The 12,477-nt window shown below is 70.0% G+C and carries 11 protein-coding genes; 8 read left to right on the forward strand and 3 right to left on the reverse strand.

Annotated features, from left to right (window positions below):
* Positions 1-10: 10 nt before the first annotated feature.
* Genes DMH01_RS01950 through mycP form a run of 3 tightly spaced genes read left to right on the forward strand, consistent with a single transcriptional unit; the run spans position 11 to position 2,593 of the window.
* On the forward strand, positions 11-355 hold the full coding sequence (locus DMH01_RS01950) for a hypothetical protein (RefSeq protein ID WP_125673400.1): 345 nt from the start codon (positions 11-13) through the stop codon (positions 353-355).
* Positions 340-1,314 (forward strand): DUF6177 family protein, encoded by a 975-nt coding sequence (locus tag DMH01_RS01955; RefSeq protein ID WP_125673401.1) that lies wholly within the window; start codon positions 340-342, stop codon positions 1,312-1,314. Before DMH01_RS01950 ends, DMH01_RS01955 begins: the two co-directional genes overlap by 16 nt.
* Positions 1,315-1,318: 4 nt before the next feature.
* Entirely contained in the window at positions 1,319-2,593 is a 1,275-nt protein-coding gene (gene mycP, locus DMH01_RS01960; RefSeq protein WP_125673402.1) for a type VII secretion-associated serine protease mycosin, read from the forward strand.
* Positions 2,594-2,653: 60 nt separating this feature from the next.
* On the opposite strand, the gene DMH01_RS01965 is transcribed toward mycP, so the two are convergent.
* Together DMH01_RS01965 and DMH01_RS01970 are read right to left on the reverse strand one after the other, a co-directional pair.
* Positions 2,654-2,953 carry a hypothetical protein gene (locus DMH01_RS01965; RefSeq protein WP_125673403.1) on the reverse strand — a complete coding sequence of 100 codons (300 nt, stop codon included), beginning with the start codon at positions 2,951-2,953 and terminating at the stop codon, positions 2,654-2,656.
* A gap of 24 nt (positions 2,954-2,977) precedes the next feature.
* Positions 2,978-3,280, reverse strand: coding sequence for a hypothetical protein (locus tag DMH01_RS01970; RefSeq protein ID WP_125673404.1), 303 nt, complete (start codon positions 3,278-3,280; stop codon positions 2,978-2,980).
* Positions 3,281-3,413: 133 nt separating this feature from the next.
* On the opposite strand from DMH01_RS01970, the gene eccCa reads away from it, so the two are divergent.
* From eccCa to DMH01_RS01995, 5 genes are all read left to right on the forward strand, one after another.
* Positions 3,414-7,373 carry a type VII secretion protein EccCa gene (gene eccCa / locus DMH01_RS01975; protein ID WP_125673405.1) on the forward strand — a complete coding sequence of 1,320 codons (3,960 nt, stop codon included), beginning with the start codon at positions 3,414-3,416 and terminating at the stop codon, positions 7,371-7,373.
* 74 nt (positions 7,374-7,447) lie between these two features.
* On the forward strand, positions 7,448-7,831 hold the full coding sequence (locus tag DMH01_RS01980; protein WP_125673406.1) for a hypothetical protein: 384 nt from the start codon (positions 7,448-7,450) through the stop codon (positions 7,829-7,831).
* Between the two features lie 9 nt (positions 7,832-7,840).
* Positions 7,841-9,217, forward strand: a complete 1,377-nt coding sequence (locus DMH01_RS01985) for a hypothetical protein (protein ID WP_125673407.1) — start codon at positions 7,841-7,843, stop codon at positions 9,215-9,217.
* 10 nt (positions 9,218-9,227) lie between these two features.
* Positions 9,228-9,644 carry a hypothetical protein gene (locus DMH01_RS01990; RefSeq protein ID WP_125673408.1) on the forward strand — a complete coding sequence of 139 codons (417 nt, stop codon included), beginning with the start codon at positions 9,228-9,230 and terminating at the stop codon, positions 9,642-9,644.
* 10 nt (positions 9,645-9,654) lie between these two features.
* Positions 9,655-10,863 carry a hypothetical protein gene (locus tag DMH01_RS01995; protein WP_125673409.1) on the forward strand — a complete coding sequence of 403 codons (1,209 nt, stop codon included), beginning with the start codon at positions 9,655-9,657 and terminating at the stop codon, positions 10,861-10,863.
* A 177-nt stretch (positions 10,864-11,040) separates the two neighbouring features.
* Here DMH01_RS01995 and eccB read toward each other — a convergent pair whose 3' ends face one another.
* Complete coding sequence (eccB, locus tag DMH01_RS02000) at positions 11,041-12,474, reverse strand: type VII secretion protein EccB (RefSeq protein ID WP_125673410.1); 1,434 nt, start codon at positions 12,472-12,474, stop codon at positions 11,041-11,043.
* Positions 12,475-12,477: the final 3 nt, after the last annotated feature.

The following is a 12,477-nucleotide window of genomic DNA, read 5'->3' on the forward strand; positions in this document are numbered from 1 at the left end:
AGCCGACCGGATGACCTTCGACGTCGTCGGCCTGTGCCGCCGGGAACCCGATGCCGAGACGCTGATCTCGGCGATCCGGGCCGCGAGTCCACTGTCCGAAGTGGAAGTGGACGAGGACCGCATGCTCTTCGTGCTGCGGAATCCCGGCGGGCAGGTGGTGCTGACCATTGAGAACGGCAGGTCGGTCCGGGTGCCGGGAGAAGTACGGCGACTGCTCGGCATCGACGTGCCGCCGCCGGTGTGGTGGGTGGAAAGCCGGGCCCCGGACGACGACGCCGAAGCGGAGACGGCCGCGCGGGAGTTCACCGCCGCCTTGGTCACCGCGACCGGCGGATCGTCGTGGTCGAGCCGGTGAACGGGCATCCCGCGGCCGACCGCGCCACGTCCGAAGCGATCGTCGTCGAACAGTTCCGTGCCGTGGTCCCGGCTTCCACCTGGCTCGTCGACGCGGCCAAGACGGCCGTGGAAAGCGGGCGAGTGCTGCAACTCGTCACCGGTGAGCGAAGCGGCCTCACTTTCCCGATGGAGTCGCTGCTGGGTGACGCGCGCGCCGGCTGGGTCGTCCGCGACGGAAGCGGTGGGCATCGCGACGGCTTCCTGGGGCTGCCCCTGGACTGGAACGGCACCAGGTTCGTCCCCGAGGCCGGCGCGACGATCCCTGCGCCGCGGAAGTACGCACCGGGCAGCGGGGACCTCGAAGTCCAGATCAGCACCCCCTTCCCGGCGGGGGAACCGCTCCGGCTCGGCAGGAGCACCGAAATCGCGATGCGTGCGCTCACCGGCGCCGGACCGCTCGGCTGGGGTGTCGCGGAACCGGTCACCGAACCCTGGTCCGCCCCCGACATCTCCGCCCATTGCCTCGCGCGGGCTCCGGGCCCCGTTTCGCTGGTCGTCGTCGGGGAGGGGGTGACCGGACGGCTGCGGGTGTCCCGAGTGGACGACGACGTCGTCGAGGAGCTCCGCATCAGCGGACCGGCCGCAGGATCGGTGGATACCCGCCGCATCGAAGATCTGGCCGCCGAATGCGCGGGCACCGCGAGGCGGATGACCGTCGGAGCGGCCCCCGGCCGGACCCACGGCGTGCGTTCCACGATCCCGGCGCCGCCCGCGTTGCCCTACGGAGTCCTCTTCGGACATGAACTCGTCTCCGCCGTCGGAGTGGCGCACGCGCACCGGACCCCGGCCGCACGGGTGAGGCTCCTCGGCATTGGCGACCGCAAGGCCGTCTGGTGCCGGCTCGACGGTGGCGCTTCGACGCCGTTCGAGCAACTCACCGACATCCTCCACCACTACGCGACGCCCGTCGGGAGCTGAACCCATGAAACGCACTCTCACGGCCGCCGCACTGGCCGTGACCGCCCCGTTCTTCGGAGCCGCGCCCCTCGCTCAGGCGGCGCCCCCGCCGGGGGCCTGTCACAACCCGGAACCGGCGAGGTCCGCCATACCGGCCCAGCCCTGGGCACAACAGGTGCTCGATCCGCAGCGGGCATGGCCGCACAGCCGGGGCGGCGGGGTCCTCATCGCGGTGGTCGACTCCGGTGTCGACGCCGACCATCCGCAGCTCCAGCGAGCGGGAAAGGTTCTCCCCGGCCGGGACTTCTATCTCGCCGGCACCTTTCCCGGCGCGTTCGACTGCGTCTCCCACGGCACCGGGGTGGCCGCCATCGCCGCCGCGGATCCCGTGTCCGGTATCGGTTTCCACGGAGTCGCGCCGGACGCGCGGATCCTGCCGGTGCGGATCAGCGATCGCGATGTCGGTGACCAGGGCGAGTCGTTGCGGATCGACCCCCAGGTCGTGGCCAACGGCATCCGATACGCCGCGGACCAGGGCGCCAGGGTGATGAACCTTTCGCTGTCGGGGCACGAGGACTTCGCCGTCATCCGTGACGCCGTCGCGTACGCGGTCGCGAGAGACGTCCTGGTGGTGGCCGCGGCGGGCAACGGGCAGCGGGACGTGCACACCGAATTGCCGTCGTATCCCGCTTCCTACCCCGGTGTGCTCGCGGTGGGCGCGGTGGACATCGACGGCGCGCGGATGCAGGGTTCCCAGGTCGGTCGTTATGTCGACCTTGTCGCCCCCGGGGCCAAGGTGCTGGCCGCGACGAGGGTGGCGGGGCACGCCTATGTCGACGGCACGAGTTTCGCCGCCCCGTTCGTCACCGGCACCGCCGCGCTGGTGCGGTCCGCCTGGCCCCGCCTCAGCGCCGCCGAAGTCGCGCAACGGCTGGTGGCCACCGCGAGCCCGGCCCGCGGCGGACGGGGCAGCTCCTCCTACGGGGCCGGTTTGGTCGATCCGTACCGGGCGGTGACCGACGGGCTCGATCCCCAGAAACCCGCGGCGCTGCCCGCTTTCGTCCCGTCACCACCCGACAAGGCGCGGCTCGACCGGGAAGCCGCAGACGAACGCGCGGCCGAGATCGCGAAGTGGCTCACCGTCGCCGCGGTGACCGGAATCGTGCTGGCCGCGCTGTTCGCGGTCGTCGTGCCGCGCGGACGCCGCCGTCGCTGGCGGCCCGCCCGTGCGGAGACGGTGCCCGATCAGCCCGCCGTCGTCGAACCGCCGGAGCAGGTCTTCCTGATCTCCGAGCCTTGACCCTCGCCCATGAAGAATCCCCGGAGCGATGTGCTCCGGGGATTCTTCATGGGCGAGGAATCACGCCTTGCCGAACAAGGCACTGCATTTCATGACGGTGTCGTAAAAACCGTCGGCCGCCCCATTGGTGACCACGCCCTTCTGCTGGCCGCGCTCGATGTCCTCGCCGGCGAGCTTCTGGTCGCACATCAGCGCGGCGTAGCCGTCGGTGTTGTTCTGTCCCTGCCAGAAGTCCTCCGCACGCAACGCCTCGTGACGCTGGTCGTCCAGCGACTGGCCGTGCTGGGCCATCGTGCTCTGCAGGTTGCCCGCGATCGCACGCAGGTCTTCGAACCTCGCCGAGATGAGTCCGTCAGGCATTTGATCTTCCTTTCAACCGGTACGTCAGCCGATGACCGAGCCGATGGCGTTACCCCACTCGTTGTCCACGTCGTCGTAGTTGACGTGCACCTGAGTGATCTTGTCGGACATGAGATCCACGTTCTGGGTGTTCCTCCCCCAGTTCTCGTGCCTGGTGATCTCACCGGCCTCGGACATCCGGCCCGCCTGCCCCTTCCAGCTAGCGCTGTAGCCTTGGACGCTGCTGAGGCTCGACTGGAGCTGAGCGTTGATGTCCTCACCGATCGCCCGCGTCTTCGCCGCATACGCGGCCATCGCCGCGGTTTCGCCGTAGAGATCGAAGCTCATTTCATCCTCCATTCCACGACACAGGTGTTTCTTACCCTGGCCAAATTAGTGAGCGATCGAGGCACTTTCCGGTGCTCGGCAGCTTCCTGCCAGCGCGGTCCCGAAGCCGCCGCGGTGGCCGACGATCGATGTCGTGTCGACAGTCGTGGTGAAGCGCCCCACCCGCAGGCCGGGCCCGGAGATGCCGTCCGGTGAGCTGATCCTTCAGCCACCGCCGGAGATCCCGCCCCCACCCGCGCGGCAGTGGGCCCAGGTGCTGATGGTGCTGCCGATGGTGGCGATGACGGCCGGGATGCTGCTCATGTACTCCGGCAGCATGAACGGGTCGATGCGCTTCGCGATCTACGGGATCATGGGCGTCGGCATGCTCGGCATGGTCGTCATGGGTTTCCTGCAGGGCGGTGGGCCGAGCAAACGGGAGATGGGGCACGCCCGCCGGAAGTACCTGCGGCATCTGGCCCAGCATCGGCTGCGCTTACGACGTTCGATCCGCAAGCAGCGCGAGGCGATGGAGTACCTCCACCCGGACCCGGCCTCGTTGTGGTCGCTGGCGGGAAGCTACCGGCTGTGGGAGCGCCGCAAGGAGGATCCCGACTTCGGTGTCGCCCGCATCGGGCGGAGCGCGCAGAACCCGGCCACCACCCTGGTCACTCCCGACACCAAACCGCTGGAAGAGCTGGAGCCGTTGTCCGCGCTGGCGCTGCGCCGGTTCATCACCACTTATTCCACTGTGGACAGACTGCCGATCGCCATCGCGATCAACGGCTTCAGCCGGATCTACCTTCGCGGGCACCGGGAAGCCTCCCTCGGCATGCTGCGCGCGACGCTGGCGCAGCTGGCCACCCTGCACTCCCCCGACGACCTGCGTGTCGCGGTCTGCGTGCACGAGGAGCACCGGGCCGCCTGGGAGTGGACCAAGTGGCTGCCCCACGCGCTGCACCCCGAGCGCTCGGACGCACTCGGCCCGCTTCGCCTGGTGGCGCCGAGCATCCCGGCGCTGGAGTCGATGCTGGAGGAGGAACTGGCCAAACGGCCGAGGTTCGACCCCGAATCGGACGTCCGGCTGGCCGGACCGCATCTGGTGGTGGTGCTCGACGGCGGCGCGGTCGCCGGCTCGTCCCATCTCATGACCGGAGGCGGTGTCGAAGGCGTGACCGTCGTCGACCTGACCACGATGCCGCCGAGGGCGTTGGACCGGACCACCGTCGTGCTCGCCGTCGACGCGGACGGTGGACTGCTCAGCGAGACGATCGATGGTGAGGCCCCGCTGGGGAAAGCCGACCTGCTGGGCCCCGTGGCCGCCGAAGGGCTCGCCCGCCAGCTGGCACCGCTGCGGCTGACCGCGGGCCTGCGGGGCGAGGCCCCGATGAGCACCGAACTCGGGCTGGCGGAACTGCTGGAACTGGGTGATCCGTACGAATTCGATCCGGCCGACACCTGGGAGCCGAGGCCGAACCGGGACCGGCTCCGGGTCCAGTTCGGCATCCAGGCCGACGGCGCCCCGATCGAACTCGACCTCAAGGAGTCGGCGCAGGACGGTATGGGGCCGCACGGTCTGCTGATCGGGGCGACCGGCTCCGGGAAGTCGGAACTGCTGCGCACGCTGGTCCTCGCGCTGGCGGTCACCCATCCACCGAGCTCGCTGAACTTCGCGCTGGTCGACTTCAAGGGCGGCGCCACCTTCGCCAGGCTGGACGCGTTGCCGCACACCAGCGCGGTGATCACCAACCTCGCCGACGAACTGCATCTGGTCGACCGGATGACCGACGCGATCAACGGCGAGCTGATCCGCCGTCAGGAACTGTTGCGGGCGGCGGGCAACTTCTCCTCCTTGCGCGACTACGAAAAGGCACGGGCCGCGGGCGCACCGCTGCCCGAAGTGCCGACGTTGCTGGTGATCTGTGACGAGTTCTCCGAACTGCTGTCCGCCAAGCCCGACTTCATCGACATGTTCGTCCAAATCGGACGGGTCGGGCGCTCGCTCGGCGTCCATCTCCTGCTCGCCTCGCAACGCCTCGAAGAAGGCCGGTTGCGGGGCCTGGAAACCCATCTGTCCTACCGGGTCGGGCTCCGCACCTTCTCCGAGATGGAGAGCCGGGCCGTACTCGGGGTCACCGACGCCTTCAAACTGCCGCGCGCGCCCGGGCACGGATTCCTCAAGGTCGGCACCGAGCCGATGGACCGGTTCCGCTCCGCGTACGTCTCCGGGGTGTACCAGCGGGCGACCGGCGGAAGCGTGCCCACGAACCCGGGGGAACGCCTGGTGCTGCAGGAGTACACCACCGCCTACGTCGCCGAGGAATTCGACATCGAGCCGGAAGAGTCCACCGAGCCGGACGACGACACCGCCGTCGGCGAAACGTTGCTGGACATCCTGGTCGATCGGCTCGAAGGCCGGGGAACCCCGGCTCACCAGGTCTGGTTGCCACCGCTGGCGGACTCACCGACCCTGGACGCGCTGCTGTCCCCGCTGGTCACCGATTCCCGGCGCGGGCTCTCCACCGGTGAGAGCGGTTCGCTGCGGCCGGTGCTGGGCATCGTGGACCGGCCGTTCGAGCAGCGGCGCGACCCGCTCGTACTGGACCTGTCCGGCGCCGCCGGACACGTGCTGGTCATCGGGGCTCCGCAGACCGGGAAGAGCACGGTGTTGCGGACGTTGATCGCCAGCCTCGCGCTCACGCACACGCCTCGCGAAGTCCAGTTCTATTGCCTCGATTTCGGCGGGGGAACGCTCGCGTCGATCGCGGGCCTGCCGCATGTCGCCGGCGTCTCGGGCAGGCTCGACACCGGTGCCGTCCGGCGGACGGTGGCCGAGGTGTCGACGATCCTGGCCCAGCGGGAACGGCTGTTCGCCGAGCAGCAGATCGACGGCATCGTCACCTATCGCAGGCTGCGTGCCGAAAACCGCTTCCCCGCGGAACCGCACGGCGACGTCTTCCTCGTCATCGACGGCTGGCAGACGCTGCGCAGTGATTTCCCGGAGCTCGAAGAGACGGTCGGCGACATCGCCGCGCGCGGCCTTTCCTACGGCGTGCACGTCGTGGCCGGGTGTTCCCGCTCGTTCGATCTGCGGATGAACGTCCGTGACCTGTTCGCCAGCAGGCTGGAGCTGAAGATCGGCGATCCGATCGACTCCGTCATCGACCGGCGTGCCGCGATGAGCGTCCCCGCCGACGCGCCAGGGCACGGAATCGCCATGAGCGGCCACCAGATGCTGATCGCGCTGCCCAGGATCGACGGCGTCACGGAGGCGGACGACCTCGCCGACGGCATCGGTGGGCTCGTCGAAGCGGTGAAGTCGGCGTGGCCGGGAGAGCCCGCGCCGTCGGTCCGGCTGCTGCCGGGAATCCTGCCGTACGAGGAGCTTCCTCCCGCCGACAACACGGACGGCGAATCGCCGGGGCTCGCGGTCGGGATCCACGAAAGCGACCTGTCGCCGATGCGGCTCGACTTCGCCACCGACCCGCACTTCTTCGTACTGGCCGACACCCAGAGCGGCAAGACGTCGTTCCTCCGGGTGCTCGCCAAACGGATCCAGAAGGCCTACCGGCCGGACGAAGCCCGCATCATCCTGGTCGACCATCGCCGGAGCCTGCTCGGCGAAGTGGGCGAGGAACACCTCCTCGGCTACGGCACCAACGACGAGCAGAGCGGGCGAATGCTCGTCGAGACGGCGAAGGCCCTGTCGAAACGGCTGCCGGGACAGGACGTCACCCCCGAACAGCTACGGAAGAGGAACTGGTGGGAGGGGCCCGAGATCTTCGTGCTCGTCGACGACTACGACATGGTGGCCACGCACAAGGAACATCCGCTCATGGCGTTGCTGCCGCTGGCCGCGCAGGGCTCGGACATCGGACTGCACGTGGTGCTGGCGCGCCGGACCGGTGGCGCGGGCCGCGGCCTGTTCGAGCCTTTCCTCGGCAGGTTGCGGGAAGTGGGCACACCCGGCCTGATGATGTCCGGCGATCGTGACGAAGGCCCGCTGCTGGGCGGAATGCGAGCGCAGGTCCTGCCCCCGGGACGTGGCTGGCTGGTGGACCGCCGCGGCCAGAAGGGGCTGGTGCAACTCGCCTGGCTCCCGGAGCGGGAGTGACCGGTTCCTGTCGCCACCCCCGGCCGGGAGCCCGGAAGTGGTTGCCTTTCCGCAAAACGACGTGAGGAGTCACGATGAGCGGTGACGAGATCAACGGCGACACCGACGCCATGCGGGAGTTCGCCTCCCGGATCATGAGCAGCCTCGACACGCCGCCGGTCAGCAACATTTCCCGGCTCGACGACCAGGCGACGCCTTGTCCCGGCGGGCTGGACAGCCTCTGTATGCATCTCACCGCCGCGGAAAACGCCACCATCCGGCAACTCCAGACCTTCATCACGCAGGCTGAGCAGGGATTCGCGGCGTACAGCGCCTTCGTCCAGCAAACGGCGGCGAGCTATCTCCGTGCCGACGAGACCGCCCGCCAGGAGATCTTGAACACGTTCGTCTCTCAGCGCCCGGAAGGCCTCCCGGTGATCGACCCCCGGCTCGTCGCGCCGCGCGCCGGCCAACACTGAGGGGACTTCATGGCGTCCATCGAGGAAATGTACAAGCAGGTCACGACCGAGACGCATACCCACGTCCCCAAGCTGGTGGCCGTCGGCTACCTGTGGCGGGAAGCGAGGGCCTGGATCGACGGGCAGGCGACTCTCCTGTACCAGCAAGCGAATCAGCTCGTCACCCAGGATCGGTGGCCCGACGAAGCCGGACGCCAGTTCATGGCGAGAGTGTCCAGGGACACCACCGTCATGCGGAGTTGGACCGACGACACCGGAATAGCCGAGTCGATCCTCGACAACCGGGGACTCGTACCGCAGTCGATGTCCACGCCGAACGTGCTCCAGAGCATCACCGATCTGGACACAGCGCTCTGGACAGCCGATCGCGAGGTGGAAAAACAGGTCATCCACTACAACGGGCTGTCCGAGGAGGAGAGGGGAAAGCAGCGGCAGGGCATCGAGAAGGCCATCGCCGACGAGATCGCCAAACTCGCCGCGCCGTACCAGGCCGCGGCACTGGCCATGACGAACGCCGTCGGCAGGCCCTGGGAAGGCCCGCTCGCCGCGACGTCCGGGCAAGGAAACCCCGGACCGGCCGCGAACGGCGTTCCCGCCTCCGGCGCGGCGTCGCCCAGTGCCTCGCCCTCGCCTTCCTCCCCGCAGCCACAGGAGCCCAGTCCCACGGAGGCGGAAGTCCCGGAGACGACGGATCCGGTCAAGGACGCACTCGAAGCGGCACCCGGTGCCCTGGACGCGCTGAGCCAGGCGATGCAGTCGGCACAACAGCTGATGGGCGGCGGCACGGGCTCCCCGAGTCCGACGCCGCTCGGCCCGATCGATCCGCTCGGGCCGGGAAACTCGCTCACGCCCGCGGAGGTCGCGGACCGGCTCGCGCGGCTCGACGGTGGTTCCGGCCTGCCGAGCCTCGCCGGGGGCGGGGTGAGCCCGGTCGGTGGTCCGGCGGGCGCGGCCGGTGGGGTGCCTTCCCCGACGGCGCCGATCAACCCGTCGTCTCCCGGCGGCGCAGGCAACGCCGCCTTCCCGGCGGCGGCTTCCTTTCCCGCCACGGGCTCCGGCGGCACCGGCGCGGCGGGCACTCCCGGTGCGATGCCGCCGGCACAGCAGCAACCGCAACACGGCGGGGCGAGGACGGGCAACGGCATCAAACCCGGCGCGGCCGAGCATGCCGCCACCGGACGGTCACGGGACCGCAAAACCGGCACGACGCCGGGGGTTTCCCTGCTCGGCCGGTCCGGACGTGGCCGCCCGGTCAACCGGGCCACCGAACCGGCTCCCGCGCCTCGGCGGTGGGACCGGGAGAACGACACGGTCCAGCTGCTCGACGAGGAGTTGTGGCAGGTCAACCAGGAAGACAGTGGTCCGCGCTATCGCGCCGGACAGTGAGGAGGGGTAGATGCCCGATCAAATCAACGCGGACACCGAGTCGATGAGCGCTTACTCGAGCAAGCTCACCGCCCCGGAAATGCCGCCGTCGCTGGCACGGCTGGGAACGCCGCCGAATCTGACCGGTCTCTTCGAAGGCATCGCGATGTCGGTGCTGGACAAGGCCGCCACCGCGAGTATGGCCGCGTTCATGGCGAAGATGACCGAAGAGATGGTCACCGACTCGACGAAGGTCAAGACCGCCGCGATCACCTACAGCGCGGCGGACGTCACCAGCGCGCTCGAACTCGCCACGTCCGCCACCAAGGTGCTCAAACAGGGCATCGATCTGGTGAAGCAGACGGCGGGCTCCGGGCAACAACCGTCCACCCCCACCGAAAAACCGGCCGACCCTTCCGCGGGCGGCGCCCCGCAGGACCTGGTCTGAGGAGCTGATCATGGCTGTTCCCTACAACCTGCTGCCGATCGAGGCGCATCTGGCGATGATCACCGCCGAGCAGGCCAACGTCGCCGTTCTCACCGACGCCGCCCGCATGTGGACCGAATCCCGTGCCTGGATCGAAAACGCGTCGACCGAACTGCACAACCGGGTGGGCGAGCTTTCGCCGACGTGGCAGGACGACGCGGGCCGCGCCCACGAAGAACGGGCGCAACGCTCACTCGCCGAACTCCAGTTCTGGGGTGAACGGATCGATCTCGCTCAGCCCGCCGAGACGCTGACGACACTGGCGAGCGGTATCCAGGAGACGATGCAGGAGGTGTCGTTGCTGCACAGCCAGTACATGGCGGCGATCGGCAACCCGCTGACCGCTTGGGCGGCTCCGCTCATCCAGCAGGCCTCGGGCGCGCGGATGACCGCGCTCGGCGCGCAGTTCGACATGTCGATGCTCAAGGTCGTCTCGGCTTCCGGGATCCAGCAGCCCGACCATCTGATGCCCGAGACCCCGCAGGCGTCCGCGGAGGGCAACTCGCCCGCCGACTTCATCAAGGCGGCCGAAGCGGGCATGAACGCGCTGTCGGAAGTGCAGGGGCTGGCCGAGTCGCTCGGTGTCGGCGGTGGGAGCGGCGGGACGGGAACGGACGTCTCGATGCCGGAAATCCCCGGCTACGACGGGACATCAGGTGTTTCGCTCGCCGGGCTCGCTCCCCTTCCGACCGCGGCCGGTGCGGTCCCTGGTATCGGTGGACTCCCCGGCGGCTCGGGCGCGCCGCCGGTCCCGACGGGGCTGCTCGGCGGGATCGGCGCGGCGGGCGGGCTGACCGGTCTCCCGGTCGCGGCGAAACCGATCGGCACGAAAAAGGCGCCCAGCCTGGCCGCCGAAATCCAGCCTGCGGCAGCGAACCCGTCCACCGCGAAGGCGGCGACAGGCCCGATGTCACCGATGGCACCTCCGCACGCCGGCGGGCAGAACACGGCGAGCACGCTCCGGCCGTCGACGAACGACCAGCCGGTCGGGCGGAACGGGTCCGCCCGCCGGGCCTCGTCCGGGGGAAGCGACGGCGTTCCGGCGAAGCTGCGCGGCCGGGCCGCCAACGGCAATCCGGACGCCGGGTTCACCCTGACGCGCGGCCAGCGGCCGGGTGAGTCGGAGTCGGGTTCGGTGCAGATGCTCGACGAAGACCTGTGGCGGCCGACCTCCCGCTGAGCCCCATGTACGTGAAGGCCCCCTTCACTGCGCTAGACGCAGTGAAGGGGGCCTTCCGTCTTCCCGCATCTCGCGTGATTGAAGGCGTAACTCGCGTGTTTGGAGGCGTAACTCGCGTGTTGCGCCTTCAAGCACGCGAGTTACGCCCCCAATCACGCGAGTTACGCCTCTGGCGGGTCAGCCGCCCAGGGTCTGGCGCCGCGCGGCGGCCGGGTCGAGGCTCGGGCCCTCGGGTAGGCGCGCGACCAAACCGGCGGGAAGCCGCACCGGTCGCGCCGACGGGTAGCCGAGCATCTTCAGCACGTCGGGGGAAGCCAGCGGATAGCGGCGCCCCATGTCGGTCACGACGGTCAGCGTCCCGGCCGGGGCCTGCGCGGAGGGCATCGCTTCGACGACGATCGCGCTGCCGGGCGGCACGTGGACGCGGTCCGCGAGCGGGGTCCCGGCGGCGGTCCGGCGGGCGGTGGTGGACATCGGGTCCGCGGCGGGCAGTGCGGGGTCGACGGTCAGCGCGGGGGCCGCGGAGCCGTCGCCGAAGGTGGCGCACACGGTGGCGTCCTGGTCGCGCAGGCGCGCGATGGCCGGCCGGGTCGCGGGCGCCGCGCCGGCGTCGGCACGGACCGGGTCCAGTTGCCGGGACATGGTCGCCAGCGAAGGCGGCAGCGGCACGGTTTTCGGTTCCGTGCCGGGATAGGCGGCCATCATCTGGGCGCTCGCGCGCTGCACGTCGTACTGCAGTTCGGTGATGGGCCGCAGGGCGTCCCGCTCGGCGAGGTAGTGCTGCCGCCCGCCGCCGGAGGTCTGCACCAGCAACAGCATCCCGTTCCGGATGTCGGTCCGGCCCGGTACCGCGGTGGACACCTCACCCGCCGCCGCCACCGGCAGCGGGCCGATCGGCGTGCCTTCCGGGAGCACGTCGAGCCACGCCCGCCCCACCCGCGCCCACGGTTCGGCGGTGAGCGCGAGCCCGGTGCCGACGGCGCCGTAGTCGGTGATCCGGTGCCGGTGCCCGCGCCACACGACGAAGCGGTCGCCGGTCGACGTCGATTCCACCAGCAGCGCCTGGTCGCCCAGTTCCGCGCCGCCCGACGGCGAAGCGCCCGCCAGCAGTACCGATTCCTCGATCCGGCTGCCCGCCAGGTCGCTCGCGGGCGCCGAGCACAACGACCACGCTCCGGTGAGCAGCTTTTCGGGGCCGGGCAAGCCGTCCGGCGCGTCGGCGATGCCGATCCGGGGCCCGCGCGGGACTCCGACGAGCGAATCGCGCGAAACCCGTTCCGTGGTGCCGTGTTCGCCGAGCAGCAGCAGCGCGGACGCGTAGTTCGCGACGGGGTGCAGCCGTTCGTCCAGGTAGACGTACCGCGTCCCGCTCTCCTTCTCCACGATGACGGCGGCGTTCTTGCGCCAGGCGTTGTTCCCGCCGGGCACGATCATCCCGTAGACCCCGACGCACGCCAGCGCCACGATCGCCAGCGCGACACTGGCGAACGCGGCACCCGACGGCCGCCGGAAGGGCGGCTGTTCCGGGTCGGTCTCCCTCGTCACGAGCGCGGAGATCGCGCGCTGCACCAGGAATTGGTACGCCTGCAGTTGATCCCGTTTGGACGCCATGGG

The organism is Amycolatopsis sp. WAC 04182, from assembly GCF_003947465.1.
Lineage (GTDB): Bacteria > Actinomycetota > Actinomycetes > Mycobacteriales > Pseudonocardiaceae > Amycolatopsis.